24 protein-coding genes and 1 tRNA gene are annotated in these 24,562 nt (G+C 71.3%); 9 read left to right on the forward strand and 16 right to left on the reverse strand.

The window, feature by feature from the left end:
- Positions 1-201: 201 nt before the first annotated feature.
- Genes ACFYM2_RS01755 through ACFYM2_RS01765 form a run of 3 tightly spaced genes read right to left on the reverse strand, consistent with a single transcriptional unit; the run spans position 202 to position 2,953 of the window.
- A complete protein-coding gene (locus tag ACFYM2_RS01755) occupies positions 202-972 on the reverse strand; it encodes an FkbM family methyltransferase (protein ID WP_388832492.1) in 771 nt (256 codons plus the stop codon).
- Positions 973-1,028: 56 nt separating this feature from the next.
- The gene (locus tag ACFYM2_RS01760) at positions 1,029-2,072 is read right to left on the reverse strand and encodes an MraY family glycosyltransferase (protein ID WP_359006722.1); all 1,044 of its coding nucleotides are present in this window, start codon (positions 2,070-2,072) and stop codon (positions 1,029-1,031) included.
- Positions 2,073-2,086: 14 nt separating this feature from the next.
- Positions 2,087-2,953: an NAD-dependent epimerase/dehydratase family protein gene (locus tag ACFYM2_RS01765; protein WP_359006725.1), complete on the reverse strand. Its 867-nt coding sequence runs from the start codon at positions 2,951-2,953 to the stop codon at positions 2,087-2,089.
- Positions 2,954-3,213: 260 nt separating this feature from the next.
- On the opposite strand from ACFYM2_RS01765, the gene ACFYM2_RS01770 reads away from it, so the two are divergent.
- Entirely contained in the window at positions 3,214-5,481 is a 2,268-nt protein-coding gene (locus ACFYM2_RS01770) for a (Fe-S)-binding protein (RefSeq protein ID WP_388832496.1), read from the forward strand.
- Positions 5,482-5,689: 208 nt separating this feature from the next.
- Positions 5,690-6,712, forward strand: coding sequence for a Yip1 family protein (locus ACFYM2_RS01775; RefSeq protein WP_388832499.1), 1,023 nt, complete (start codon positions 5,690-5,692; stop codon positions 6,710-6,712).
- A gap of 73 nt (positions 6,713-6,785) precedes the next feature.
- Here the strand turns inward: ACFYM2_RS01775 and ACFYM2_RS01780 are convergent, their stop codons facing one another.
- The 3 genes from ACFYM2_RS01780 to ACFYM2_RS01790 form a co-directional block, all read right to left on the reverse strand.
- Complete coding sequence (locus ACFYM2_RS01780) at positions 6,786-7,292, reverse strand: phosphoribosyltransferase (RefSeq protein ID WP_359006733.1); 507 nt, start codon at positions 7,290-7,292, stop codon at positions 6,786-6,788.
- A 2-nt stretch (positions 7,293-7,294) separates the two neighbouring features.
- Positions 7,295-7,870 (reverse strand): dCTP deaminase, encoded by a 576-nt coding sequence (gene dcd / locus ACFYM2_RS01785; protein WP_267058858.1) that lies wholly within the window; start codon positions 7,868-7,870, stop codon positions 7,295-7,297.
- Positions 7,871-8,100: 230 nt separating this feature from the next.
- Complete coding sequence (locus ACFYM2_RS01790; RefSeq protein WP_359006798.1) at positions 8,101-8,286, reverse strand: hypothetical protein; 186 nt, start codon at positions 8,284-8,286, stop codon at positions 8,101-8,103.
- Between the two features lie 281 nt (positions 8,287-8,567).
- Between ACFYM2_RS01790 and ACFYM2_RS01795 the strand changes: the two genes are divergently transcribed.
- Positions 8,568-8,641, forward strand: a tRNA-Gly gene (locus ACFYM2_RS01795).
- Between the two features lie 15 nt (positions 8,642-8,656).
- Here the strand turns inward: ACFYM2_RS01795 and ACFYM2_RS01800 are convergent.
- Positions 8,657-9,055, reverse strand: a complete 399-nt coding sequence (locus ACFYM2_RS01800; protein ID WP_388832502.1) for a hypothetical protein — start codon at positions 9,053-9,055, stop codon at positions 8,657-8,659.
- A gap of 139 nt (positions 9,056-9,194) precedes the next feature.
- Between ACFYM2_RS01800 and ACFYM2_RS01805 the strand changes: the two genes are divergently transcribed.
- The 3 genes from ACFYM2_RS01805 to ACFYM2_RS01815 are packed head-to-tail and all read left to right on the forward strand — an operon-like array spanning position 9,195 to position 12,408.
- Positions 9,195-9,848: a response regulator transcription factor gene (locus tag ACFYM2_RS01805; RefSeq protein ID WP_388832506.1), complete on the forward strand. Its 654-nt coding sequence runs from the start codon at positions 9,195-9,197 to the stop codon at positions 9,846-9,848.
- Entirely contained in the window at positions 9,839-11,095 is a 1,257-nt protein-coding gene (locus ACFYM2_RS01810; RefSeq protein ID WP_388832509.1) for a sensor histidine kinase, read from the forward strand. Before ACFYM2_RS01805 ends, ACFYM2_RS01810 begins: the two co-directional genes overlap by 10 nt.
- A 38-nt stretch (positions 11,096-11,133) precedes the next feature.
- Complete coding sequence (locus ACFYM2_RS01815; protein ID WP_388832512.1) at positions 11,134-12,408, forward strand: hypothetical protein; 1,275 nt, start codon at positions 11,134-11,136, stop codon at positions 12,406-12,408.
- An 11-nt stretch (positions 12,409-12,419) separates the two neighbouring features.
- Here ACFYM2_RS01815 and ACFYM2_RS01820 read toward each other — a convergent pair whose 3' ends face one another.
- The 6 genes from ACFYM2_RS01820 to efeU all read right to left on the reverse strand — a co-directional run bounded on the left by ACFYM2_RS01820 (position 12,420) and on the right by efeU (position 20,097).
- Positions 12,420-13,370: a M56 family metallopeptidase gene (locus ACFYM2_RS01820; RefSeq protein ID WP_359002648.1), complete on the reverse strand. Its 951-nt coding sequence runs from the start codon at positions 13,368-13,370 to the stop codon at positions 12,420-12,422.
- 3 nt (positions 13,371-13,373) lie between these two features.
- Positions 13,374-13,757: a BlaI/MecI/CopY family transcriptional regulator gene (locus tag ACFYM2_RS01825; RefSeq protein WP_388832515.1), complete on the reverse strand. Its 384-nt coding sequence runs from the start codon at positions 13,755-13,757 to the stop codon at positions 13,374-13,376.
- A 57-nt stretch (positions 13,758-13,814) separates the two neighbouring features.
- Positions 13,815-14,564: a polysaccharide deacetylase family protein gene (locus ACFYM2_RS01830; RefSeq protein WP_359002652.1), complete on the reverse strand. Its 750-nt coding sequence runs from the start codon at positions 14,562-14,564 to the stop codon at positions 13,815-13,817.
- On the reverse strand, positions 14,561-15,883 hold the full coding sequence (locus ACFYM2_RS01835) for a UDP-N-acetylglucosamine--N-acetylglucosamine transferase (protein ID WP_388832518.1): 1,323 nt from the start codon (positions 15,881-15,883) through the stop codon (positions 14,561-14,563). The genes ACFYM2_RS01830 and ACFYM2_RS01835 overlap by 4 nt, the downstream gene beginning before the upstream one ends.
- A gap of 534 nt (positions 15,884-16,417) precedes the next feature.
- Positions 16,418-17,698 (reverse strand): iron uptake transporter deferrochelatase/peroxidase subunit, encoded by a 1,281-nt coding sequence (efeB, locus tag ACFYM2_RS01840; RefSeq protein ID WP_388832521.1) that lies wholly within the window; start codon positions 17,696-17,698, stop codon positions 16,418-16,420.
- Positions 17,699-17,742: 44 nt separating this feature from the next.
- Entirely contained in the window at positions 17,743-20,097 is a 2,355-nt protein-coding gene (gene efeU / locus ACFYM2_RS01845) for an iron uptake transporter permease EfeU (RefSeq protein ID WP_388833066.1), read from the reverse strand.
- Positions 20,098-20,356: 259 nt separating this feature from the next.
- Here efeU and ACFYM2_RS01850 point away from each other — a divergent pair, with 259 nt between their 5' ends.
- The gene (locus ACFYM2_RS01850) at positions 20,357-20,641 is read left to right on the forward strand and encodes a hypothetical protein (RefSeq protein ID WP_359002658.1); all 285 of its coding nucleotides are present in this window, start codon (positions 20,357-20,359) and stop codon (positions 20,639-20,641) included.
- A 250-nt stretch (positions 20,642-20,891) separates the two neighbouring features.
- Here the strand turns inward: ACFYM2_RS01850 and ACFYM2_RS01855 are convergent, their stop codons facing one another.
- Both ACFYM2_RS01855 and ACFYM2_RS01860 read right to left on the reverse strand, forming a co-directional pair.
- Entirely contained in the window at positions 20,892-21,368 is a 477-nt protein-coding gene (locus ACFYM2_RS01855; protein WP_388832524.1) for an NUDIX domain-containing protein, read from the reverse strand.
- Positions 21,365-21,955, reverse strand: coding sequence for a flavoprotein (locus ACFYM2_RS01860; protein ID WP_388832527.1), 591 nt, complete (start codon positions 21,953-21,955; stop codon positions 21,365-21,367). Before ACFYM2_RS01860 ends, ACFYM2_RS01855 begins: the two co-directional genes overlap by 4 nt.
- Positions 21,956-22,093: 138 nt before the next feature.
- Here ACFYM2_RS01860 and ACFYM2_RS01865 point away from each other — a divergent pair, with 138 nt between their 5' ends.
- Positions 22,094-22,384 carry an MbtH family protein gene (locus tag ACFYM2_RS01865; RefSeq protein WP_388458490.1) on the forward strand — a complete coding sequence of 97 codons (291 nt, stop codon included), beginning with the start codon at positions 22,094-22,096 and terminating at the stop codon, positions 22,382-22,384.
- A gap of 725 nt (positions 22,385-23,109) precedes the next feature.
- On the opposite strand, the gene ACFYM2_RS01870 is transcribed toward ACFYM2_RS01865, so the two are convergent.
- On the reverse strand, positions 23,110-24,054 hold the full coding sequence (locus tag ACFYM2_RS01870; protein ID WP_388458350.1) for a helix-turn-helix domain-containing protein: 945 nt from the start codon (positions 24,052-24,054) through the stop codon (positions 23,110-23,112).
- 297 nt (positions 24,055-24,351) lie between these two features.
- On the opposite strand from ACFYM2_RS01870, the gene ACFYM2_RS01875 reads away from it, so the two are divergent.
- Positions 24,352-24,531 carry a hypothetical protein gene (locus ACFYM2_RS01875; RefSeq protein ID WP_359002668.1) on the forward strand — a complete coding sequence of 60 codons (180 nt, stop codon included), beginning with the start codon at positions 24,352-24,354 and terminating at the stop codon, positions 24,529-24,531.
- The last annotated feature ends 31 nt before the right edge of the window (positions 24,532-24,562 follow it).

Below are 24,562 nucleotides of genomic sequence, written 5' to 3' on the forward strand. Positions count from 1 at the left end.
AGTGGAACTGGCTCAAGGATGCATGACGGCTCGCATCACGTCAACAGAGCTGAGTCCGGCCGACTCAGGTTTTATTCTGCGCTTATCCGCAATGAATGCCATCGGCGCAGGTCAGAGGTGGTTTGCTGGCGCGGAGTGCTGCGTCGGCGTACGCCCAGGAGCCCGCTCACGCACCGCTCCCGCACCGCTCCCGTACCGCTCTCACACCACTGCGGCCACCTGCGCGGGCACCTGTTCGCCCGGGGCCGGCGCGTCCTCGCGCAGCAGCACCAGGCCGCAGCGGAGCAGCCGTCCGTCGCGCGGGTCGGTGAAGTCCGGCGTGAGCGACATCAAGGTCAGGCCGAACCGTTCGCGGGCCAGCGCGAGCAGGTCGTCGAAGAGCCGGCCGCCCTCGAAGAGCGGCACCAGCGGCGCCCCGATCCGCACCCCGCAGATCTCGTCCGCGAACTCCCCCGCGCCGTCCAGGACTTGGGCCTCGTACCCCTGCACGTCCAGCGCGAGGAAGACCCGCTCGCCCGGCGCCGTGACCTGCTTCCACACCTCGTCCAGGCGCCGGGTCTCCACGATGACGTCGCCGGTGTACGCGGCGCCGGGGGCCGCGGCGCGGTGGCGCGGCAGCATCGGCAGGAAGGAGCTCGCGGGGCCCGCGTCGCCGGAGATGTTCAGGGTGGCGGTCCCGGCGCGGTCGCCGAGCGCGTACGGCAGCACGCTCCAGGCGTCGTCGAGTCCGGCCCGGTGGCGCAGCTCGCAGCGGGGCTCGCGCAGCGGCTCGAAGGAGACGATGCGGCCCCGGTAGCCCGCCTCGCGCAGCAGCGCGCCGAAGTCGCCCCGGTACGCCCCCACGTCGAGGACCAGATCGATCTCGTACCGCCGCAACAGGCGCACCAGGTCCTGGCCCGCCGGGCGGTGGCGGACCACGTCGATGCCGAGGCGGCGCACCGCGCGGCGCAGGTGGCGCGCAAGGGTCGTCATCACGTCTGTGCTGCTCCCGGGTGGAAAGGGGGTGGTCGGCGGATGGGCGGGGCGGGTCATCCCCGGCCGCCGGCGAGGTCGACGGAGGCGGTGTGCGGGGCGGGGCCCGAGGGAGTGCGGGCGCGCGGGGGGCGGCGGCGGGATGCGGGTCCGTACACCGGCACGCGCAGGAACAGCACCACCGCGACGGGCACCACCAGGGCGAGCGGCACCGCCGCGACGGGGGCGAGGCGCCCGTCGTGGATTTGCAGGGCGATGAGCGTGCAGGCGAGCGAGGCGAGGCCGAGCACCACGGCCGAGCCCTGGGTGGTGAGGCCGAGCGCCCGCAGCCGGTGCGCGATGTGGTCGCCGCCGCCGCGCAGCGCCGGGCGGCCCGCGCGGCGGCGCGAGAGCAGGACGAGCAGGGTGTCGGTGAGCACCAGCACGGTGAGCGCGAAGAGTTCGGCGGTGGTGCGCCCGCCGGGCTCCCCCGCGTGCACGGTGACGGCGGAGGAGGCGAGCAGGAATCCGGTGAACAGGGCGCCGCAGTGGCCCAGATGGATGCGGGCCGGGTGCCAGTTGTGCAGCAGGAATCCGGTCAGGGCGGCGGCGAGCACGCTCAGGAGCAGCCCGTTGCCGGGGTGGCCCCCGGCGATCGCGCAGACCGCGAGGCCGAGCGCCGTGACGGCGGCGACCGCGCCCATCACCCCGTCGCAGTGGTCGAGGAACTGGAAGGCGTTGGTGACGAACACGATCCACAGCACGGCCAGGGCCCCCGCCCCCGGCGTCAGGCCGGCGAGCGTGACCACGGCGATCGCGGCCACCGCCTGCGCCACGAGCCTGACCCGTACGCCGAGCGGCCGCACGTCGCCGACGAGGCCGACCAGGGCGATCCCACCGGAGGCGGCGAGCAGCGGCGCTACGCCCGGGCCGAGTTCGGCGACGCCGAGCACGGGTCCCGCGCAGGCCACCCCGAGGGTGGCTAGCGCCACGGCGACGCCGCCGAGGTGGGGGGTGGCGTCACCCGCGCGGCCGAACCTGAGCATGAGGGCCCGGAGCAGTGCCGCGAGCGTCGCGGTCAGGACGAGGGCGGTCGTGGCGGCCGCGAGCCCGTGCAGCATGGGGATCCGTCCTCTCAGACGCGGTGCTGCCCGGCCGGGGCGGCGGCGGGCGCTCGGAGTCCGGGCAGCACGACGGGTGCCTCGGCGCGGGCCCGGGCGATCGCCGCGTCGAGGATGTCGTCGAGGCCGCGCGCGGGCCGCCAGCCGGTCAGCTCGCGCAGCGGCGCGGTGTCGAACGGGCGGGCCGCCTCGCCGCGGATCCTGGCGTACGTCTCGTGCGGGACGCGGTCCACGACGCAGGGGAAGTGGCTGATCGTGGACGCGCCGCCGCAGCGGGCGATGACGCGCTCGGCCAGCGCCATCACGGTCGTCTCCTCTGCGCCCGCGATGTCGAACGCGCCGCCCGCCGCGCCGGGGTGGGACAGCAGGGCGAGCAGCGCGGCGACCGCGTCGGTGACGTCGAGGAAGCGGCAGGCGCGGGTGCCGTCGCCGTGCACCGCGAGGGCGTCGCCCGCCACCGCCCGGCGCACGAGCCGGGTCAGGGCGGTGGCGTGCACGGGCGACTGGCGTGGGCCGACCGTGTCGCCGAACCTGACGACGACGGCCCCCGAGGCCGCCTCGCCCCGGGCGTCGGCCGCCGCGACGAGCAGGGCGCGCCCGAGCCGCAGGGCCGCGGCGCCGACGCAGCCGGTCACCGGCGCGAGGTGGACCACGGCGTCGCAGCGCGCGGTGAGTTCGTCGACCAGCGGCTCGTCCAGGACCGAGCCGCGTACGAAGCGCAGCCGGGGATCGGACCAGGAGGCGGCGAGGTTGGCGCGGGCGCCGGTGGACAGGTCGTCGAGCACGACCACGGTGTGCCCCCGGCCGAGCAGCGCGTCGGCGAGGTGCGAGCCGATGAATCCGGCACCACCGGTGACCAGGTACGTGGCGGGAGCTGGCATGGGGACGCCCAATCGGTTCGATCGTCGTGGCCGACACCAAGTTAGTTTGTTATGTCCCTATATGTGGTGAATAACACGATGGATATCCGGCCGCACCTCCGGGCCCACCCCCGGGCGCTCCGAGCGACACAGATCACCGCCTGCGCGGCTACAGTGCGGCGTCATAAATGGGTACGCTCAGGTGGACTGGATAAGTTACTGCTTAGTAATCGTTTCGAGCCCGTCCCCGTACCCACCTCGCAGGCCCGAGGAGCCCCCTCATGCAACTCGCCGCGATCATCGTGTCGCTGGTCCTAATCGCGGTCGGCGTAGCGCTGTTCGGCCGTGCCATCGTGCAGATCTACCGCTTCGTGCGCCTCGGCCAGAACGTGCCGGCCGGTACGCGCACGGGCGATCCCACGCAGCGCACGATCACCGTGGTCAAGGAATTCCTCGGCCATACGCGCATGAACAAGTGGGGCATCGTCGGCGTCGCGCACTGGTTCGTCGCCGTGGGCTTCTTCTCGCTGCTGCTGACGATCGTGAACGCCATCGGCCAGCTCTTCCAGGCCGACTGGATCCTGCCGGTCATCGGCGACTGGCCGCCGTACAACATGTTCGTCGAATTCCTCGGCACCATGACGACGCTCGGCATCCTCACGCTGATCGCCATCCGGCAGCTGAACCGGCCGGGGCGCCCGGGCCGCAAGTCCCGCTTCGCGGGCTCGAACACGGGCCAGGCGTACTTCGTCGAGGCCGTCATCCTCATCGTGGGCGTCTGCATCTTCACCCTGCACGCCCTTGAGGGCGCCCAGCACCACGTCGACAGCTACGAGGCCTCGTTCTTCGTCTCGTACCCGGTCGTCGCCTGGTTCCGCGGCATGGACCTGTCCACGCTCCAGAACCTCACGTACTTCTTCGCCGGCCTGAAGATCGCGACGTCGTTCATCTGGATGATCACCGTCGCGCTCAAGACCGACATGGGCGTGGCCTGGCACCGCTTCCTGGCCTTCCCGAACATCTTCTTCAAGCGCGAGTCGGACGGCGGCGTCGCGCTCGGCGCGCTCCAGCCGATGGCCTCGAACGGCGTGCCGGTCGACTTCGAGGACCCGGGCGAGGACGACGTCTACGGCGTCTCCCAGATCGAGCACTTCTCCTGGAAGGGCATCCTCGACTTCTCCACCTGCACCGAGTGCGGCCGCTGCCAGTCGCAGTGCCCCGCCTGGAACACGGGCAAGCCGCTCTCCCCCAAGCTCCTGATCATGTCCCTGCGCGACCACGCGCACGCCAAGGCGCCGTACCTGCTGGCCGGCGGCGGCAAGGACATGGAAGGCAACGAGAAGGCGACTCCGGAGCAGCTGGCGAACGTCCCCGCGGCCGCCCTCGCGGAGGCCGAGCGCCCGCTGATCGGCACCGTCGAAGAGAACGGCGTCATCGACCCGGACGTCCTGTGGTCGTGCACCACCTGCGGCGCCTGCGTCGAGCAGTGCCCGGTGGACATCGAGCACATCGACCACATCGTCGACATGCGCCGCTACCAGGTGATGATCGAGTCCGCGTTCCCGTCCGAGGCGGGCACGATGCTCAAGAACCTGGAGAAGAAGGGCAACCCCTGGGGCCTCGCCAAGAAGCAGCGCGTGGAGTGGACCAAGGAGGTCGACTTCGAGGTCCCGATCGTCGGCAAGGACATCGAAGACCTCACCGAGGTCGACTACCTGTACTGGGTCGGCTGCGCGGGCGCCCTGGAGGACCGGGCGAAGAAGACCACCAAGGCCTTCGCCGAGCTGCTGCACATGGCGGGCGTCAAGTTCGCGATCATGGGCGGCGACGAGAAGTGCACCGGTGACTCGGCCCGCCGCCTCGGCAACGAGCCGCTGTTCCAGCAGCTCGGCCAGGAGAACGTGGCCATGCTGAACATGGCGTACGGCGAGGATGATGAGGACCCGGCGACGAAGAAGCCGAAGTCCGCGAAGAAGATCGTCGCGACCTGCCCGCACTGCTTCAACACGATCGCGAACGAGTACCCGCAGCTGGGCGGCGAGTTCGAGGTCATCCACCACACGCAGCTGCTCCAGCACCTCATCGACGAGGGCAAGCTGGTCCCGGTCACCCCGGTGGACGGTCTGATCACCTATCACGACCCGTGCTACCTGGGCCGCCACAACAAGGTCTACACGCCCCCGCGCGAGATCATGTCGGCCGTCCCGGGCCTGCGCCAGCAGGAGATGCACCGCCACAAGGAGCGCGGCTTCTGCTGCGGCGCCGGCGGCGCGCGGATGTGGATGGAGGAGCGGATCGGCAAGCGCATCAACAACGAGCGCGTGGACGAAGCCCTCTCCCTCAACCCGGACATCGTCTCCACGGCCTGCCCGTTCTGCCTGGTCATGCTGACGGACTCCGTCAACGGCAAGAAGAACGACGGCAAGGCCAAGGAGAACCTTCAGGTCGTGGACGTGGCGCAGCTGCTCCTCGACTCGGTGAAGACGCCGGTGGACCCGGCCGGCACGGCCGAGACGGAGAACGCGCCGGAGCCCGAGCCGGTGGAGTAACGGCGCCGGGCCCCCGACACGAGCGGCCGGTTCTGCCCCAGGGCGGACCCGGCCGCTTCGCGTGGTCCCCAGCAACTCTCGTCCGGCCCGCGAGGCACGGCACCGCCGCCCCCGGCAGTCCCCTAGGGGATGTCACAGGTCAGCCGCAAAGGGGCCCGGTTCCGGCCGCCCCGGGTTGGGGCACCGACGGAACAGGTACGTTCGATTCGTGGCTGGATTCAGGATGGGACGCGGCGGCCGGGACACCAACCGCCCCCCGCGGCAACCGCGACAGCAAGGGCAGCAGCAGGCGCCGGCACAGCAGTGGCCGGGCGCCCAGCAGCAGCCGCAGTACGGGTACGGGCAGGGGCAAGGACAGCAGCGACCTCAGGGGTACGGACAGGGGCAGCCGCCGCGCTACGGCGACGAGGGGCCGGCGTACGGAAATGAGCGGCCTCCGTACGGAAATGAGCGGCCGTCGCACGGAAATGAGCGGCCGCGCCACCAGCGGCCGCCGCACCCCCAGCAGGAGGAGCCGGAGTACTTCGGCGACCCCTACTACCCCGGCCAGGGCGGCCCCCAGGGCTACCCCCCGGATCAGGACCCGTACGCGAACAACCCGGGCCACACCCAGGCGTTCAGCATCGGTGAGGACCCCTACGGCGACGGCGCCACCTACCGCGCGGGCGCGGTCGCGGCCCCGCCGAGCGGCCCCCGTCTGCACTGGAAGGAGCTCCTGTCCGGCATCGTGACGCGGCCGGGGCCGACGTTCTGGCAGATGCGGGACCACCCGGTGTGGGGCCCCGCGCTGATCGTCACGTTCCTCTACGGCATGCTGGCGATCTTCGGCTTCGACAAGGCCCGCGAGGACGTCATCAGCACCAAGCTGGGCACGGCCGTCCCGGTGGTCCTCATGACCGGCGTCGTGTTCGTGGTGGGCGGCCTGATCCTGGGCGCGGTGACGCACACGATGGCCCGCCAGCTCGGCGGCGACGGCGCGTGGCAGCCGACGGTCGGCCTCTCCATGCTGATCATGTGCCTGACGGATGCGCCGCGTCTGCTGCTCGCGGTGTTCCTCGGCGGCGACAACGGCGTGGTGCAGGTCCTGGGTTGGGCGACCTGGCTCGCGGCGGGCGCCCTGTTCACGTCGATGGTGAGCAAGTCCCACGACCTGCCCTGGTCCAAGGCGCTCGGCGCGTCCGCGATCCAGCTGGTGGGGCTGCTCTCGCTGATCAAGCTCGGCACGATCTAGGGCGCGGACGTACGCACGCGAAGGGGCCCCGCCGGACGACCGGCGGGGCCCCTTCTCCCGTACCTGACGGGGCTCAGGCGTCGAGCACCTGGCCCTCGCGCCGCACCACGGGCGGCTCGACGGACCAGGGGAAGTTGATCCAGTCGTCGGTGCGCTTCCAGACGTATTCGCACTTCACCAGCGAGTGGGACTTCTCGTAGATGACGGCGCTGCGGACCTCGGCGACGTGCTCGACGCAGAAGTCGTGGACGAGCTTGAGCGTCTTGCCAGTGTCGGCGACGTCGTCGGTGATCAGCACCTTCTTGCCGGAGAAGTCGATGGCGTTGGGCATGGGCGCCAGCATGACCGGCATCTCCAGGGTGGTGCCCACACCGGTGTAGAACTCGACGTTCACCAGGTGGATGTTCTTGCAGTCGAGCGCGTAGGCGAGACCACCGGCGACGAAGACACCGCCGCGCGCGATGGAGACCACGATGTCGGGCTCGTACCCGTCGTCGGCGATGGTCTGCGCGAGCTCGCGGATGGCCCCGCCGAACTTCTCGTAGGTCAGGTTCTCGCGTACGTCGTTCTGGTCGCTCATGCTCACACCTGGGTCCGATGGAAATTGAGGAAGGACCGCGAGGCGGTCGGCCCGCGCTGGCCCTGGTAACGCGAGCCGTACCGCTCGGAGCCGTACGGCTCCTCGGCCGAGGAGCTCAGCCGGAACAGGCACAGCTGCCCGATCTTCATCCCCGGCCACAGCTTGATGGGCAGCGTGGCGACGTTGGAGAGCTCAAGGGTGACGTGCCCCGAGAAGCCGGGGTCGATGAACCCGGCGGTGGAGTGCGTGACGAGCCCGAGCCGGCCCAGCGAACTCTTGCCCTCCAGACGGCTGGCGAGGTCGTCGGGGAGCGAGATGACCTCGTACGTCGAGGCGAGCACGAACTCGCCGGGGTGCAGGATGAACGCCTCGTCCCCGTCGGGCTCCACGAGCCGGGTGAGGTCGGCCTGCTCGACCGCCGGGTCGATGTGCGGGTAGCGGTGGTTCTCGAACACCCGGAAGAAGCGGTCGAGGCGCACGTCGATGCTGGACGGTTGCACCATGGATTCGTCGTAGGGATCGATCCGTACCCGCCCGGAGTCGATCTCGGCCCGGATGTCCTTGTCTGAGAGAAGCACGCCCCGAGGATACGCAAGGCGCGCGGCCCCGCCCCAATCGGACGACCCGCGCGCCTGCACTCCACCGCTGATCCGGGCGGCCGTGGGGGGCCGTGTGCGGCTGGGCGGCCCCGGCCGGCCCTGGCCCTGGCGGCCCTGACCCCGGCCCGGCCCTGGCCCCGGCCGGCGGATCTTGCCCGGGACGCAGCCGAGGTATCCCCAAGGCGACCAGATCCGCCGCCGGTCAGGCCCTAGCCCCGGCCGGCCGGCACCGGCACGGCATGCCGCAGCCGCGCGCACCGAGGACACCGGATCAGCCGGCCGGGCCCGATCCGCTCGGCGCCGAGCTGCTGCATCGGAAACGAATCGGTGGTGAAGACATGCCCTTCGGCGCAACGGACGACGGTGCGCTCCAACGAGTCCATCAAGTCGCTCAAGTCCCTTCCCCAACAAGCCCCAGCAGACGCCGACGGGCGCGCCAGGGCTCAACGAACCACGGACGGAGAAACCACCACATTAGGGGATGAACAAGACGGGACCTCACGCGGCACTCCGCCCCCGCGCACCCCCTCCACGGTACGCCCCAACTCCCGCCCCCGGCACGGGGATCCCTCCCCCGCCAAAGAGCCCCGACAGCACGAAGGCCCCCGGTGAACCCACCGAGGGCCGAGCATGAGGTAGAGTGAGCGACGACCGCTCCCGCATCGGGAACGATCTTGCGAGTGTAGTTTAATGGTAGAACATAAGCTTCCCAAGCTTAGAGCGCGGGTTCGATTCCCGTCACTCGCTCCACAACGAAGGCCCTGGTCAGAGACCGGGGCCTTGTTCGTTGTCTAGACCAATTCGGGCGCGCGTGCCATTCGCATGCCACAAGGGACCGATTACCGCACCGAATTGAGCGCCACAAGCCCCGCCGGGCAGGCACTTCGCCAGGTCGTCTCGCATAGAGACGCATTTCATTGACCTGCACCGCTTGCCGGACAGGGCGCCGGTATCGCAGGCGCGTGGGACGAACGGATGGACGGCGGGGGTCGCCCCCTCGTCCGCCGCACGCTCGGCCGCGTCCGCCTCCGCCTCCGCACGTCGGCGACGCACGTCGATGTCGATGGCTCCGGCGAGCTTGCGCTGGTACTCGTGCGTGGAGTGCTGATAGATCAGCTGGGCCCGCTCCGAGGAGTGGCCGGCGCGGACCACGAGGTCCTTCATCGCGGCTCGGCCAGTCGTGCCCGGCCGTCGCGGCTGCGGCAGAGGGCACGGACGTGCGTCATCAGTGGCGTGTTCTGGACCGTCGGGCGGCTGGCCAGGGCAGATGGAGAACCGGGACGGGAGTATCTAGGGTCAGCACGTGGCTCTCATCTTGGTGTGCGAGGACGATGCGGCGGTCCGCGGCATCCTCAAGCGCGCCCTGGAACACGACGGCCACACCGTCTCCGTCGCCGCCACGGCCGACAGTCTGCTGCGGCAGCTCGCGATGGTGCCCGATCTGGTCGTCCTTGATCTCGGGCTCCCGGACGCCGACGGCCGCGACGTCTGCCTGGCCCTTCGGGCGCGTGGTGTCGACGCCCCGGTGCTGATGCTCACCGCTCTGGACGGCCTGCATCACAAGGTGGGCGGATTCGAGGCCGGCGCCGACGACTACATGACCAAACCCTTCGACATCCCGGAACTGCTGGTCCGCGTCCGAGCGCTGTTGCGCCGGGCCACCGTGGCGTCCGCGCCGCATGAGGTCACCCTCGATCCGGCGAAGCACGTGGTGACCCACAGCTCGGTGAGCCAGAGCTTGACCCCGACCGAGTTCCGGCTCCTGGGCCGCCTGATCTCCTCGCAGGGCGACGCGGTGCGCCGGCACGCCCTCATCGCTGCGGGCTGGCCGCACGGAGCGCAGGTCAGCGACAACACCCTCGACTCCTTCGTGCGCCGGCTGCGGACCAAACTCGGTCCGCTGGGTGTGGCTGAGCGTCTGGTGACCGTCCGCGGCGTGGGCTACCGATGGCACTGACGCGCTTTCGCAGGAGGGTCGTCGCGCTCACGGTGCTGATCGCCAGCGTCGTGGTGGCGATCCTGGTCGTGGTCTCGCATGTGCTGCTGAGCCGGGTGACGGATACCGATGCGCTCGACCTGGCGCGAACCCGCGCGGAGGCGGTCGCGGCGAACGTCACGGCGGTCGGCGGCCGTGTCGTACTGACGGAGAACGGCAGCGAGGCGCTGGACGAGGTCGCCTGGGTCTATGCCGACGGCCGCCTGATCGACGGGAACGTTCCGGGCAGCATGGTCGAGCGCGTCGAGGCGCTGGCAGGCTCAGGGCGATCGCAGACGGCCACGGTCGGGCACTACCTCCTGTACGCGCGGGACGTTCCGGTCGATGGCCACCACGTCATGGTGATCGTACGAGTGGACCTCACGCCGTATGAGACATCCGAGCAGCACAGCCTGGCCCTGTCGCTGGTACTGGGCGGCCTCGCCATCCTCCTCGCCGGCGGTGTCGCGCACCTTGTGGTGCGCCGCGCGCTGCGGGTCGTGCACGAGATGGCCTCCCTCGCCGATGACTGGGGCCATCACGAACCCGGTCGCCGCTTCGACCTCGGAGTCCCGCGCGATGAGTTCGGGGAACTGGGACAGACCCTGGACCGCCTCCTGGAACGCGTGGACAACGCGCTGGCGGACGAGCGCCGGCTCACCGATGAGATCGCCCACGAGCTGCGCACGCCCCTCACGGTCCTTCGGGGCGAGGCGCAGCTGGCACAGCTGTCCGGTGACCCGGTGGCGCCGGAGGCAGTGCTGAGCGAGGTCGACCGGCTCAATGCGGCGATCACGACGCTTCTGCTTGCCGCGCGTGCCCGGACAGATGCCGGGACCCGGTGCGATCTCCGCTCCGCCGCGCGCCAGGCGATCGCCGGCCGCGCGGTCGAGATCGACTTTCCCGCCAAGGTCCACGTCGCCGTGGCGGACGATGTCGTCGTGTCGCTGCTGTCGCCCCTGCTGGAGAACGGTCTGCGGCACGCACGATCACGCGTATGGATCACCGCGCGCATCCAGGGCGAGGCCATCGTGGTCGATGTCCTGGACGACGGCCCCGGGTTCGATCCCATGGAGGTCGACCGGGTCTTCGAAGCGGGTGTGACCGGCGGCGACGGATATGGACTCGGGCTGCCGGTGGTCCGGCGCATCGCCGCCTCGGCCGGTGTGGAGGTCCGCGCGATCGCGGACGGCCGCGGTCACGTCGAGGTGACGCTCCCAGCCGCGTAGTCAGGTTGCTTGCAGGTTCCCCGCGTAACCCTCCCCTCATGACAACGACAACCGAGGGACGCACGCACCGCGGGCGGCTCATGCTCAACAAGGTTCCCGAGGTCACCGTCTGGTTCTGGGTGATCAAGGTCCTGTGCACGACGGTCGGTGAGAGCTTCGCCGACTGGATCAACACCCAGCTGGGCGTCGGCCTGGTGAACACGGCCTGGATCTTCACCGCGGTGTTCGTGGTGGTCCTGGCTGTCCAGCTGCGGCTGAAGCGGTACGTACCGTTCCCCTACTGGCTGACCGTGGTCGTAGTCAGCGTCACGGGCACCCTGTACACCGACATCCTGACCGACCAGCTGAACGTGCCGCTGTGGATCAGCTCCGCCGTCTTCTCGCTGCTGCTCGCGGTGGTCTTCGGTGTGTGGTGGCTGCGCGAGCGCACGCTGTCGATCCACTCGGTCACGACCCTGCCGCGGGAGTCGTTCTACTGGCTGGCGGTCCTGGTCACCTTCGCGCTCGGCACCGCGACCGGCGACTGGACTCTGGAGCTGACCGGCTGGAGTCCGGGCGCCTCGGTGCTGCTGCCGCTCGGCCTGATCGCGGCGATCACCGGGCTGTGGCGGTTCGGCGCGAACCCGGTGCTGTCCTTCTGGCTCGCCTACATCCTGACCCGCCCGCTGGGCGCGAACATCGGCGACTGGCTCGCCTCGCCCAAGGTCGCGCAGAACCCGGGCGACCCGACCGGTCTCGCGCTTGGCACGTTCACCACCAGCCTGATCTTCCTCGGCCTGATTCTGGCGACGGTGGTCTACCTCACGGTGACGCGCGCGGATGTGACCGAGACCCACGAGGCGACCCACGCCACCCAGGCCACCGGCAACCGGCGCAAGGAGCGCATCGCGCTGGCCGGCTTCGAAGTACTGGCCGTCGCCACCGCGGCCCTGCTGAGCTGGGCCCACGCCCAGCCGCACGTCGGCCCGGCGCCGGAGACCGACGCCACCTCCGCCGTCCAGCTCCCTCCTGGCCAGGCGGTGAAGGCGTTCCCGCCCGCGAAGGTCGATGCGCTGCGGACCCTCGCGTCCACCTCGCTCAAGGACGCACGCTCGGGGGACGCGGCCGGGGCGCATGCGGCCGCCCAGTCGCTGCGTGACCTGTGGGATGCCGACCAGGATTCGCTCCAGCCGCTGGACGACACCGGCTGGACCTCCATCGACGCCCAGATGGACAAAATGCTCAAGACCTTCGGCATCGACCACGACAACTCCCCGATGCCTCCGGCACAGCAGGAGAGCGAACTGAACGCCCTCCTGGCGGACCTGGGCTGACCGACCGCCGCCTACTGGTGCTCGTGGCGGTGGTGATGGGCCTGGCCCGCCTCCATGTGCACGTGGCCCGGTGAGGCCGTGTCGAAGAGCTCGTCCATGTCGTCGGCGGACAGGGCCAGGCTGAAGCAGCAGATCAGCATGAGCAGCGCGTGCACCACGACCAGATCGCGGCGCAGCGGCGTCGGCGGAGCGAGCAGCGCCCGGACGCGCTGGGGCACCGGGCCGCCGGTCGCCGCGAGCGAGTGCCGCGGGGCCCGCTTGGCCGCCAGTGCCGCTCGGGCGACCGCCCGTGCCACCAGGGGCCGGTCGCCCACGAGAGTGCCTGCCTCCTCGTCCGCCCAGCGCTCCACCGCGAAGCTCCCGGCCCGGGCGACGGGCCGCAGCAGCGGGTTGAGCGCCGAGGCAAGGCGCAGCACCAGCAGGAACACATGGTGGCGGTGGCGCAGATGGGCCCGCTCGTGCGCGAGCAGCGCGGTGCGCTCGTCGGCGGACAGCGCCCGCAGCATCCCTGATGACACGACGACACGGCCGGGCGAGCCGGGCAGCGCGAACGCCTGCGGTACCGGATCGTCAACCACCGCCAGATCGCCGCTGGTTGGAAGCGCCCGGCACTCTTGGCGGGCCATCAGCCAGACCGCCGTCTGCCGCCAGGCACCGACCGCGAGCGCGCCCACACACCCGGCCAGGGCGAGCGCGCAGCCGGTGGCGACCAGCGAGTTGACCGGGGCCTGCGCGGCCAGCACGCCCGGCGACCACTCGCCTTCCGCCGCTACCGCCGGGATCTGCCCGATGAGGGTGAAGGCCGCCATGCCCAGCGCGGTCGCCGTGCCGAGGGCCGCGACCATCGAGGCGAGCGTCAACAGCCAGGCCGCCATGCGCGGTGGCAGCCGGCCGCCGGCCCAGGGCGCCGCCAGGGCGAGCACCGCACTGACCGCGAGGGGAGTGAAGAGAGCGAAGCGCACCGCTCAGCCCTCCTTGTGCCCGCGCAGCAACTGCTCAAGGATCTCTTCGTCCTCGGTGCCGAGTTCGGACACGAACCGGGCGAGTACCGCGGCCCGGTCGCTGCCCCTTTCCAGCAGCGCCCGCATCCCTGCGGCTGCGTGTCCCGCCTCGTCCCGTACGGGGGAGTAGAGGTAGCCGCGCCCGGCCCGCTCGCGGGTGACCAGGCCCTTGTCGTGCAGCCGGGACAGAATGGTCAGGACCGTGGTGTACGCGGGGTCGCCGGTCACCTGTTCGCGGACGGTGCCGGCCGTGGCGGGCGCGCCCGCTGCCCACAGCGCGGCGAGCACCTCGTTCTCCAGCTCACCGGGCGCCCGCCGCCCGGCCGTCGCGGCGCCGTCGTCCGTCACGCCCGTACTCCTCCGTCGCTGTGGGAGCCCGGTGGTCACCGGGCGGATCCCAAGCTACTACGCGCAGTAGAGCCGGTCGCAGCCGTGGTCGCGCAGCGGGCCGGTCTGCCAGCCACGGCCGCGCCAGGTGTCCAGGAGGGCGGGCAGCGCGGCCAGTGTGGTGCGCCACGAGCCGGTGGCCGAGGTGCAGTCGGAGTCGTGGAGCAGGACCGTGCCGCCGCCGCGCAGCGAGCCCATCACCGTGTCGTGCACCGAGCGGGCCGTGGCCCGGCGGCGCCAGTCCTCACCCCAGGCCGTCCACAGCACGGGCGTGAGCCCGAGTCCCCGGCACGCCAGATGAGCACTGGTGCTCATCACCCCGTACGGCGGCCGGAAGAGGCGGGGTGGCCCGCCGGTGACATCCCAGATCAGGTCGTAGGCCCGGGCCAGGTCGTCGCGAGTGGTGCGGGGGCCGCGCAGGACCAGCGGGCGGTGCGCCCAGCCGTGCACGCCGATCTCGTGACCGGCGGCCGCCATTTCCTTGCCGAGCCCGGGCGAGCGGGCGAGCATCGAGCCGAGCAGGAAGAACGTCGCGCGCACTCCTTCGCGGTCCAGGAGGCGCAGGAAGTGCGGGGTGGAGAGGTGGTCGGGCCCGTCGTCGAAGGTCAGCGCGATGTGGTCGGGGCGGCCCCGCCCCGAGAGCCGGGGCATCGTACGTGTGCGCAGCGGGCCGAGGGCGGACACGGCGGGCGCCGCGTGCACGGCGGCGAGGGCGGGCAGCGCCCCGGTCGCGGCGAGCAGGGCGGCCTTGGCGGCACGGGAGCTCACAGTTCATACCTCTCGATGAGACGGTGGGCTGCCGTGGACAGGCGCCCGGGATCGGACTCGTAGGCATGGGCCAGCGGGGCTGCGATCCCGAGCGAGACAGCGGCGGCGAGCGCGGCGGCCGCCAACTTCGTTGTGCGATGCGGCAGTTGGGGACGCCGGGTCGCCACCGGAAGCTCAGCCGGAGTGGCCACCGCGGTGATGGCGGCGACCGGGGAGGCGCCCGATGAGAACAGTGCGAGACCGGCGGCGCGCTGGCGTTCACCGAGCGGTCCCCCGAGGAGACCGGTGAGTACGGAGGCGAGGTCTTCCGGTTCTCGTATCCAGGCGGCGAGCCCCGCCTCGTCGAGGGCGACGGCGTTGGTCTGGCCGTGGCCCGGTATGCACCGGTAGCTGGCGACGGGCAGCCCGCTGGCGAACGCCTCGATCGAGGTGAGCCCGCCCGCGTTCTGCACCAGGACGTCGCAGGCGCGCATCAACAGCGGCATGTCCCGCACCCACTCGTGCACGTACCGGAACCCGTCGGCGCGCAACTGCTCGGCAAGCGCCGTGTTGCGCCCGCAGACGACGACCGGTTCGGCGGCCCCGCTGTCCCATATCTCCGCGGCGGACTCACGCACCGGCCCGACCCCCCAGGACCCGGCGACCAGCAGAGCGAGCGGGACATCGTGCGGCAGTCCGAAATCGTCGCGAGCGGCCCACCGGTCCGGCTCCGTGACCGCGGCGAATCGTGCGGCCGTCACTGGCCCGGTCACCAGCACGCGGGCCGCGCCAAGCGCCTCGGCCTGCGCGGCCGGAACGGGATGGGCCGCGAGGTGCGCGTCGATCCCGGGGGCCACCCACAACGGGTGCACGGAGAAGTCGGTGAGGTAGGTGAGCGCGGGGATGCCAAGGCGCCCGCTGCGCCGCAGCGCGCCGAGCACCTGGCTCGCGCCCGGGTAGGTGGACACGACCGCTTGCGACTGCGGCCCGATCGCCCGGAGCATGCGGAGCTCGGCGCTGCGGAACAGGGCGCGGACGACCGGCCCGGGTGAGCCGGAGCGTTCGGTGGCGGCGTAGATCCGCTCATAGCCGGAGGGCGCGGCGGTCAGCAGCCGGTGGTAGGTACCGGAGAGGACCCGGCCGAGCCGGGCCGGCAGCAGATCGAGGAAGTCGTGCCGGTCCACCTGGAAACCGGCCTCCTCCAACTGCGCGCCGAGCGCGTCGGCGGCACCGTCGTGCCCCGCGCCGACGCCGGCGGACACGATGGTGACCCGGCGGGGCCCGGCGGGATGGGTGGGGCAGGCGGGCCGGGCGTCACCCGGGACGGCACGACGGGACACAGGCGATCAGCCTCCTGAAGAGCACGCGGAGCAGCCCGCCCCGCATGCCGGGAGAACCGGCCGGGTGCGGCTGCTCCGGGAATCTACTACACGATGTAGAGGTTCAGGAGTGGGGGTGAGCGGGCGGCCGGGCCCGGCCGGAAAAGGAGGCCGAACGGGCTGCGGCGAAAGTGGTTGTGCTGATCGCGCAACACCGTCTCCGCTGCTGCCTGGCGCATCGCGCATTGACTGGCGCAGGCCCGTGCGTCTCGCTGTTGCCGGTGCGGAAACCAGCTCCGCGCGCACGCGGCGGGCCCGCAGCTATCGGGCGAGACAGGGGCGTTAGGGCAGCCCTGCGCGGCGGGGGTACGGGGCGAAGGGCCGCCGGAGTGGCGGCCCCTGATGGATCGCCGTGATCGTGGCCCTGCGCATGTTGCTCTGCCGCGAGCCGGCCGCTGTTCGTCGACGCCGTGGACGGTTCTCGACGCGGCTCGCCCCGGGCGCGCGTACGCGACCGGGCGGCCCCACGCGGTCAGCCACCGCAGGGGGCACGACTCAGGCCGCGAGGAGGCCCCGGCCCAGCCAGTCGGAGGAGTCCTTCACGCCCGGCAGCGCGTAGAAGTAGCCGCCACCGGTCGGGGAGATGTAGTCGGCGAGGGGTTCGTCGATGAGGCGTTCCTGGGTCGCTTCGAACTGCCGCTTGACGTCCTGCTGGTAGGAGCAGAAGACCAGGCCCATGTCGAGGTTGCCGACGTTGTCGACGCCCCGGTCGTAGTTGTAACCCCGGCGCAGAATCCGGGAGTTGTCGCTCTGTGCGGTCCTGGGATTGGCGAGGCGGATGTGCGCGTCCAGTGGGATCGCGTTGCCGTGCGGGTCCTTGGCGTAGTTGGGGCTGTCGCTCTCGGCCGCGCCGTCGAGCGGGGCGCCGGTGTCCTTGCGGCGGCCGAACATCTTCTCCTGCTCGGTGAGCGAGACCCGGTCCCAGAACTCGACGAGCATGCGGATGACACGGATGACCTGGTAGCTGCCGCCGACCGCCCAGGGCGGCTCGCCCAGAGAGTCGCCGACCCATATCAGCCGGTCGGTCTCCCGCTTGGACTTCACGTCCGGATTGGCGATGCCGTCCTTGAAGCCGAGCAGGTTGCGCGGAGCGCCGGCGGGCCGGGGCGCGTTCTGGAAACCGTCGATGCGCCACTTGATCTGCATGGCGCCGCGAGTGTGCCGGGCGATGTCACGCAGCGCGTGCAGGACCGCGTCCTGACGGGCCGCACAGATCTGCAACGAGAGGTCGCCGTGGCATTCGGCGGCCGACAGGTTGTCGTTGGGGAAGGTTCGCATGGGTGTGAGGCGCACCGGCTTGGCCTTGGCGAGCCCGTACCGGTCGTCGAAGAGCGAGGCGCCGACCCCGACCGTGACGGTCAGTTCGTCGGCGGGGACCACCGGGCCGAGGATGCCGTTGTCGGACGGCGGGGCGCCGACGCCGAGATCGGCGGGCGCGCCGCCCGCGGTCAGATGGCGCGCCCGTTCGGTGATCGTGCGCAGCAGGTCGGCGAGGTCCTTGCGGCTGTCGGCGATGACGTCGAGGGAGACGAAAGTGGCCGCCGCGGGCTGCGGGGTGAGGATGCCGGCCTGGTGGGCGCCGTGGAAGGGCACCTTGCCGCTGTCAGCGGCGCTGTCCGCGTGTGCCGGAGTCACACCGTTCCCACCGATCCCACTGAGCGCGAAGCCCCCGCCGGCCAGGACGGCGCCGGCCGCGCCCGCGCCCAGGGCCGTCTTGACGAACGAGCGCCGTCCGGCGGGGCAACCGCCTTGCGGGGCGGAGGTTTGGGCGGGCATGTCGGGGTTCCCTTCCAGGCGTGCGGGGCGTTGTTCGGCGTGCATCAGGCGGACTTCCGGATCTCCAGGAGGTCCGGCACCGGGGCCAGGTCTTCGAGGAGCTGCCCGGTCGCGCCGTTCAGCCGGGCGCGCGTGGCGGCCCCCAGTTGACCGACCGGGGTCCAGCTCTGGTCGTGGTGCGCGGCGTCGAGCAGCTTCTGTACGCGGTCGATGTCGCCGTCGATCCTGGGCAGGAGCCCGGCGTCGCGGGAGGCGAGCAGCGGGCGCAGGACACCGAGGAGTTCGCGCGTGCCGGCGAGGTTGGCGTCGGCGGTGGCGAGCGTGGTCCCGCTGCCCTGGTCGGCGTCACCGGTCAGCTCGAACTGAAGGGTGTTCTCCAGGATCTCGTGGGTGCGCAGCGGGAGGTCGCCCGGGGCGAAGTCCTGGGTGGGGAACGCCTTTTGGAGACCGGCCGCGTCCTCGGCGAGGCGCGCCGCGGGGGCGGCGAGGTCGCCCGCCGACTGTCCGTGCCACAGGCCGTACTCGACGCGGTGGAAACCCGTGAAGCCCTTGTCGTTCACGCCGTCCGGGAGACCCGCGGTGCGTCCGTTGATCTTTTTGTCGAAGTCCTGGAAGGTGCCGTAGGCGGCGCCGAGCGAGGCGTAGGTGCGGTGTGCGGTGAGCCAGTCGGTGCGCGCGGCGTCCAGGTCGCCGCCCGCGATGTCGTCGCTCAGCTGCTTGGTCTGTGCGACCAGGGTGGTCAGACCTTGGTTCACGTACTGCTTGTACGAGGTGAGGGGCGTGGCCAGGTCGGCCTCGGAGACCGGCACGACCGCCTTGGCCGCGCTGCCACCGCTGACGCGTACGGCGGCGGACGTGACGGCTTTGCCGCCGGTGGGCACACAGCGCCAGGCGTACGAGCCGCCCGCGACGGTGGCGACCAGGTCCCGGGTGGTACCGGGGGCCAGGCCCTCGATCTCGCCGTACACCGCGTTGCTCGCCGGGTCGATGAGGTAGACCTCGGATGCCTTGTCGCCGGTGTTGTGCATCTGGAAGGTCTGGCGGCCGGGCTGCGGCGCGGTGAACCCTTTGCCGCACTCCTTCTCGGACACGGCGACGGTCTGGGCATCGGACGGCTTGGACCCGCTGAGGGCCACGACCGCGCCCGCTACGACGGCGGGGACAGTCACCACGGCGACCGGTACTGCCCAGGCGGGCCGACGCCGTGCGGGGGCCTCGGACCCGGCGGCGTCGGTTCCAGAAGCCGGGGCGGGAGCCTTCGCGGGTCCGGCTTCGGCGACTGGCTCGGCGGACTTTGCGACCTGGACCGGCCTCGCCGGGGCGGCGGACTTCGCCGGATTGTCCTGTCTGGCGGGCTTCTCGGCGGACCCCGTGTCCTTGGCCGGACTCACCGGGTCGGCGGACCCTGCGACCTCGACCGGCCTCGCCGGGGCGGCAGACTTCGCCGGCTTGTCCTGCCGGGCGGGCTTCTCGGCGGACCCCGTGTCCTTGGCCGGACTCGCCGGGTCGGTGGACCCCGTGTCCTTGGCCGGACTCGCCGGGGCGGCAGACTTCGCCGGCTTGTCCTGCCTGGCGGGCTGCTCGGCCGCCGTCCGCACGCCTCGCACGAACAGCGTCATCACGATGGCGAGATAGCCGACGTAGGCGATGACCTGGAGCCAGGTCATGGTCGGCGTCAGGTTGAACACCCCTTGGACGAGGGTGCTGTACCAGGCGGCCGGGTCGATGCTCTGGCTCAGGTCGACGGCGTACGTGGACTTGCCGGGCAGTACCCCGCCCTCCTGGAGGTCACGCAGGCCGTAGCCGAGTACTCCGGCGGCGATGACGATGAGGACGGCGCCGGTGGCGGTGAAGAACTTGGTGAGGTTGATCTTCAGCACCCGGCGGTACAGGCCCCAGCAGAGGCCGGCGGCGAGGACGATGCCGATCCCGGCGCCGAGCATCGGACCCGAGGACTCGCCGGCCGCGCGGGCCGTGGTCCACAGGAACAGGGCGGTCTCCAGACCCTCACGGCCCACCGCGAGGAACGAGGTGACGACGAGCATGCCCGCGCCCATGGCCAGCGCTCCGGTGACCTTCTCCTTGATCTCGCCGGAGAGGCTGCGCGCGGAGCGGCGCATCCAGAAGACCATCGCCGTGACGAAGGCGACGGCGACCACGCTGAGAGTGCCGCCGAACGCCTCTTGAGCGGTCCCGGACATGCTGGCGGCCGAGAAGGTGAGCACCGCCCCGAAGCTCATCGCCAGCGCGACCGCCGCGAGCACCCCGGTCCACACCTGCGGCAGACGGGACTTGGCCTGGGCGCGCACCAGTGTGGCGACCAGGATCGAGACGATCAGCCCCGCCTCAAGTCCCTCTCTCAGCCCGATCAAGAAGCTCGGAAACGCGTCGTCCCACATGCCGTTCTCTCCCAGCCCCGCGTAGGCGCTCGCCTCAGTTAGCGAAGGCATACCTTACTCAGAGGCCATGTGAGTCGTCTACACAGGTGTAGTCAAACAGTCCACGGCGGTCAGCCCGCAGCCTCGACGTCCATGGCCGGCACGGGAGCAACCCGGCCGCCAGCAGTCAGCGGTGGTGGACCGCAGTACGGCCGGCCGTACTGGGAACGCTTGACCGGAATCGTCCGTTTCCGACGCCGCCCTGCGCAAACTGCCCCAAGTGACGCTGTTGTTCTGGCTGCTGGAGTCGGTGGCAGTCACCCTGGGCGAGACCTCCGGCGACCTCCTCGGCATCACCTTCGGCCTCGGCTACGCCACCACCGCCGCACTCTGCCTCGTCCGGCGATTCGGTCCGAGAACCGACCCGGCACAGTTCCGACCACGGCAGAACGCCCAAAGCGGCACGCGCCCCCTACTCAGAAGGCTCGGGGGCGCGCTCGTGCCATTACATGCCATTCGGGGCGGTGAACAGCGGTCCCAAGGGGTGCCGTGCAACTACCCCTAACCCACCTCGTGGACTCCGTTTACGCAGGTCAGACGCCATTTAACTGCTGGAGCCCCACGTGATTCCCAAGCTTGGAGCGCGGGTTCGATTCCCGTCACTCGCTCCATAGTCAAGGCCTCGGTCGGTGACCGGGGCCTTCTTCGTGTTCCGAGCCCATTTCTCGCCACGTGACATTCGCGTGCCCTACGGGACGGATTTCCACGCCGTATTAAGCGGTACAAGCCCTATTCCACAGGCGCCCCAACCCAACTCAGCGTTGGGTTGGGTGACATGCGCGCATGTCGTGCGGCTGGACCACGGCTCCAGCCCCGAGCGCGCCGACACCGATGGCGCCCCGCAGGACATGGACGATCTGCTCGGGCTTGAGATCGATGCCGTCGAGTCCCTCCAGGGTCAGCGGGATTTCCTCCAGCGCGTATCCACCGCGTCCCTCTGCGCTGAATTCGGGGCCGGTGCGGTCTTCGAAGGACCATGTCGCGATGCGGGCGAGGTAGAAGAGCTGGCGCTCTTCGGCGGACTCCATCGTGTGAAGGAGGCGGACGATGTCGGCCTTCCCCGCGATCTCTTCGTGGATCTCCCGGTGGAGTGCGGCCTCCCGGGACTCGTCGCTCTCCTCGACCCCGCCGCCGGGCAGCACCCAGTACACGGGGACTCCGGGCTTGGTGCGGCGGATGACCAGCATCGTGTCGTCCGCGGTGACGAGGACGGCTCGGACTCGTTCGATCATTTCGCTCCGTCTCCCTGCTTGTTGAAGCGGCCCGGGGTGAGCAGGTCCAGGGCCTCGTCCCAGCGGAAGCGGTCGGCGCCGCCGTCGGCCTTCGATTTGTGGGGGTCGTACGCGCCGATCAGGACGCCCATCTCGCGCAGCCGGTCCAGGTTCCGGCTGTACGCGGGGTGGGCGGCCTGGGCCGAGTTCAGGTACGGCAGGACAGCGGTGGGGATGCCGAAGCCGTGCGCCTCGCACAGGATGCCCAGGGCCAAGGTGTCGGAGATCCCCGCCGCCCACTTGTTGATCGTGTTGAAGGTCGCCGGGGCCACCGCGATGGCGTCCGCGGGCGGCAGAGGACGCGGTTCGCCGGGCGAGCGCCATGCCGAACGGATCGGGTACCCGGTCTGCCCCTCGACTGCCTTGGCATCGATGAAGCCGAGGCCCTGTGGGGTGGCCACCACACCCACGTCCCAGTTGGCCTCCTGCGCCGCGGTGATCAGTTTCCCGACGTCACCGGCGATTCCGGCCGCGCACACGACGACGTACAAGAAGGGCTTCTTGGTCTGCTGGTCGGGCTGGTGGGGCTGATCCGGTTGATCGCTCATGCACGGGCTCCCAGTTGACGGCTGAAGTGGTGCGGCTCCGGCAGGGTACGGACGAGGTTTCCTCTGCTCGAACGTAGTTGAGAGCTTGGCGCCGGTGAGTTGGTCGGCGATCCGTCGGTGGCGGCATCGGATCTGTCGATGTGGGGGTTCGGGAGCTTGCATCGGCGGGGTGTTGTGGCGGGAGGCGGGGCCGCACAGGCTGGTCCGTGCAGACCTAGCAATCCGTGGAGGTGGGTCGTGGTCCAGGACGACCAAGAGGGCCGTTTCGCCGTTGTGATCAACGATGAGGAGCAGTACTCGATCTGGCCGGAGGGGCGCGACGTACCGGCGGGGTGGCGGGGTGTGGGCGTCAGCGGGTCCCGCGAGGAGTGCCTGGCGCATGTGGAGGACGTCTGGACCGACCAGCGGCCCCTGAGCGTCCGTCGGTGAGTGTCCGTTGGTGGGTGCCGTTGGTGAGTGACCGTCGGGCCGGGTGACGAGGGCCTTTCAGCCCGAACGGGGTTGGGGGCGGAGCCCCCGGGGCCCCGGTTGCCGGGCCGGCTGCGGTTGCCGATCCGGCCCGGTTACCGAGCCGGATCGAGTGCGGTGGCCGAGCCAGCCCCGGCCGCCGCGCCGACCCCCGGGTGCTGAGTCGGCCCCGGCCAACGAGCGCGCCCCGGTTGCCGGTCCGGCCCGGCTGCCGAGCCGGTTGGCTGCGGTGGCCGAGCCAGACCCGGCTGCCGAGCTGGCGACTGCGGTGGCCGAGCCCGCCCCGGTTGCTTAGTCGGCCCCGGCCGACGAGCCCGCCCAGGGTTGCCGAGGCCGCCCGGCCGACGAGCTCGCCCCGGGATACCGAGCCGGCCCGGTTGCCGAGCCGGCCCGGTTGCCTAGCCGACCCCGGCGCACGCCGTTCGGTGGACCAGGGCGCCACCGGTTCAGGTCGTGGTGCCGTCTTCCGGCGCCGGCGCCAGCGCTTCGGGCCGCGCCCGGCCATGCGCCCGCCGCCCGCGTAACCCGCACGCCCACGTGACCCGCACGCCCACGTGGCCCGCGCCCGCCCGCGTAACCCGCGCCGCCCACGTACCCGCACGACGGCGTGGCCCACGCGCACCCGCGCAACCCGCGCAACCCGCTTGGCCAGCGCGAACTGCCCGCCGCCCCGCCCGCCGCAGGCGTCACGCGTCGTGGGGGAGCCAGCCGCGTTGGACCGCTCTTACGCCTGCCTCGAATCTGCTGCGGGCCCCGAGGCGGTCCATCAGGCCTGTCGCTATGCGGCGGGCCGTGCGGTGTGAGACGCCGAGGCGTTTGGCTATGCCCTCGTCCGTGTGGCCCTCGGCGAGCAGCCGCAGGGTCGCCGCCTCCTGCCGGTCGAGTTCGTCGGCGTCGCGGCGGGGCTTGTCGCTCAGTGGGCTCGCGTTCTCCCAGACCGTCTCGAAGAGGGTGCACAGCGCGGTCAGCGTGCCCTTGCCCGTGATGACGACGGCGCCCTCGCTGCTGTCCTCGTCGTTGAGGGGGACCACAGCCGTCGTACGGTCAAGCAGCGTCATGCGCAGCGGGAGTTCCCCGGCCGTGCGGACCTGGCCGCCCATCGCGGTGAGCCAGTTCGCGTGCGCCACGCTCGCCGCGCAACCGCGCACGCTCTCCAGGTAGATCGTGCGCATCGCCACCCCGCGCCCCAGCAGCCGCTCGTTCAGCGGCCGCGCGGACGCCATGTTCTCCTCGGTCTGCGCGCCCCCCGGGGCGAAGGCCATCACCTCCCGGCGCACGTTGTCGGTGAGTACCGCCAGCCGGGCACGGATCTGCGCCACGTCGGCCAGGTGCTCCATGCTCACCGGGCCGCTCACGGGATGACGGCCGGCGTACTCCGATATCAACTGCGAAGCAGCCGTACGGGCTTCCGCGATGCGCTGGCGCTGAAGGGCGAACTCCGCCTGCCTGCGGGCCAGCAAGTAGTCGAGCCCCAGCTCGGGGCTGACCGCCCGGGGCGGCTGGGCGGAGCCCGCGGACGGCTGGACGAGGGACAGTTCGGTCAGCATGTCCAGGGCGGCCCGGACGGCGTCCTCGGCGAGGTCCACGCGGCGCGCGATGGCGGCGACGTCGTCCTGAGGCCGATCCAGCATGGCCCGGTACACCGCTTCTGTTGGCGTATCCAGTCCCAGTAGTTCCAGCATCGCTCAGTCCCCCGATCCGGCGGTGTGTTGCTCCAACGTCCTTCTCCAGGCGCGGGGGCGGCCCACCGTCGGGCCGTTCGGTGACACGGTGGCCACTTTGGGTCATGACCCAATGCGGCCCGCCGTTTTCCTTCCCCCCAAGGATCACCAGCGGTGATGCTACTTCCGAGGCGGACGACTCCGCCAGGAACAAGTTCTCAGCCGTGAATCCTCGCCATGGTTTTACGTCCCGAAAGGACGCCGGACATGCTCAGTGCCCGTATCGCCAAGGCCGTCGCTCTCACCGCCGCGGCGCTGCTCGCCCCCGCCGTGGCCGCCGGCGCCGCCCCCGGGCCGGCCGCCGTCGCGGTCGCCTCGGCCGCGCCCGCCGCCGGTCAGGGCTTCGCGCCCGGCCAGGTGTCCCAGCAGGACATGGGCTGGCAGTGACACCCGATGGCCGTCGTGCCCCGCGCCGGCC

Source organism: Streptomyces sp. NPDC006711, from assembly GCF_042869775.1.
Lineage (GTDB): Bacteria > Actinomycetota > Actinomycetes > Streptomycetales > Streptomycetaceae > Streptomyces.

Coding starts and splice junctions, on each gene's coding strand:
- ACFYM2_RS01755 (WP_388832492.1), bottom strand. CDS start 972: ATGACGACCCTTGCGCGCCACCTGCGCCGCGCGGTGCGCCGCCTCGGC.
- ACFYM2_RS01760 (WP_359006722.1), bottom strand. CDS start 2,072: ATGCTGCACGGGCTCGCGGCCGCCACGACCGCCCTCGTCCTGACCGCG.
- ACFYM2_RS01765 (WP_359006725.1), bottom strand. CDS start 2,953: ATGCCAGCTCCCGCCACGTACCTGGTCACCGGTGGTGCCGGATTCATC.
- ACFYM2_RS01770 (WP_388832496.1), top strand. CDS start 3,214: ATGCAACTCGCCGCGATCATCGTGTCGCTGGTCCTAATCGCGGTCGGC.
- ACFYM2_RS01780 (WP_359006733.1), bottom strand. CDS start 7,292: ATGAGCGACCAGAACGACGTACGCGAGAACCTGACCTACGAGAAGTTC.
- ACFYM2_RS01800 (WP_388832502.1), bottom strand. CDS start 9,055: ATGAAGGACCTCGTGGTCCGCGCCGGCCACTCCTCGGAGCGGGCCCAG.
- ACFYM2_RS01810 (WP_388832509.1), top strand. CDS start 9,839: ATGGCACTGACGCGCTTTCGCAGGAGGGTCGTCGCGCTCACGGTGCTG.
- ACFYM2_RS01815 (WP_388832512.1), top strand. CDS start 11,134: ATGACAACGACAACCGAGGGACGCACGCACCGCGGGCGGCTCATGCTC.
- efeB (WP_388832521.1), bottom strand. CDS start 17,698: ATGCCCGCCCAAACCTCCGCCCCGCAAGGCGGTTGCCCCGCCGGACGG.
- efeU (WP_388833066.1), bottom strand. CDS start 20,097: ATGTGGGACGACGCGTTTCCGAGCTTCTTGATCGGGCTGAGAGAGGGA.
- ACFYM2_RS01855 (WP_388832524.1), bottom strand. CDS start 21,368: ATGATCGAACGAGTCCGAGCCGTCCTCGTCACCGCGGACGACACGATG.
- ACFYM2_RS01860 (WP_388832527.1), bottom strand. CDS start 21,955: ATGAGCGATCAACCGGATCAGCCCCACCAGCCCGACCAGCAGACCAAG.
- ACFYM2_RS01865 (WP_388458490.1), top strand. CDS start 22,094: ATGTGGGGGTTCGGGAGCTTGCATCGGCGGGGTGTTGTGGCGGGAGGC.
- ACFYM2_RS01870 (WP_388458350.1), bottom strand. CDS start 24,054: ATGCTGGATCGGCCTCAGGACGACGTCGCCGCCATCGCGCGCCGCGTG.
- ACFYM2_RS01875 (WP_359002668.1), top strand. CDS start 24,352: ATGCTCAGTGCCCGTATCGCCAAGGCCGTCGCTCTCACCGCCGCGGCG.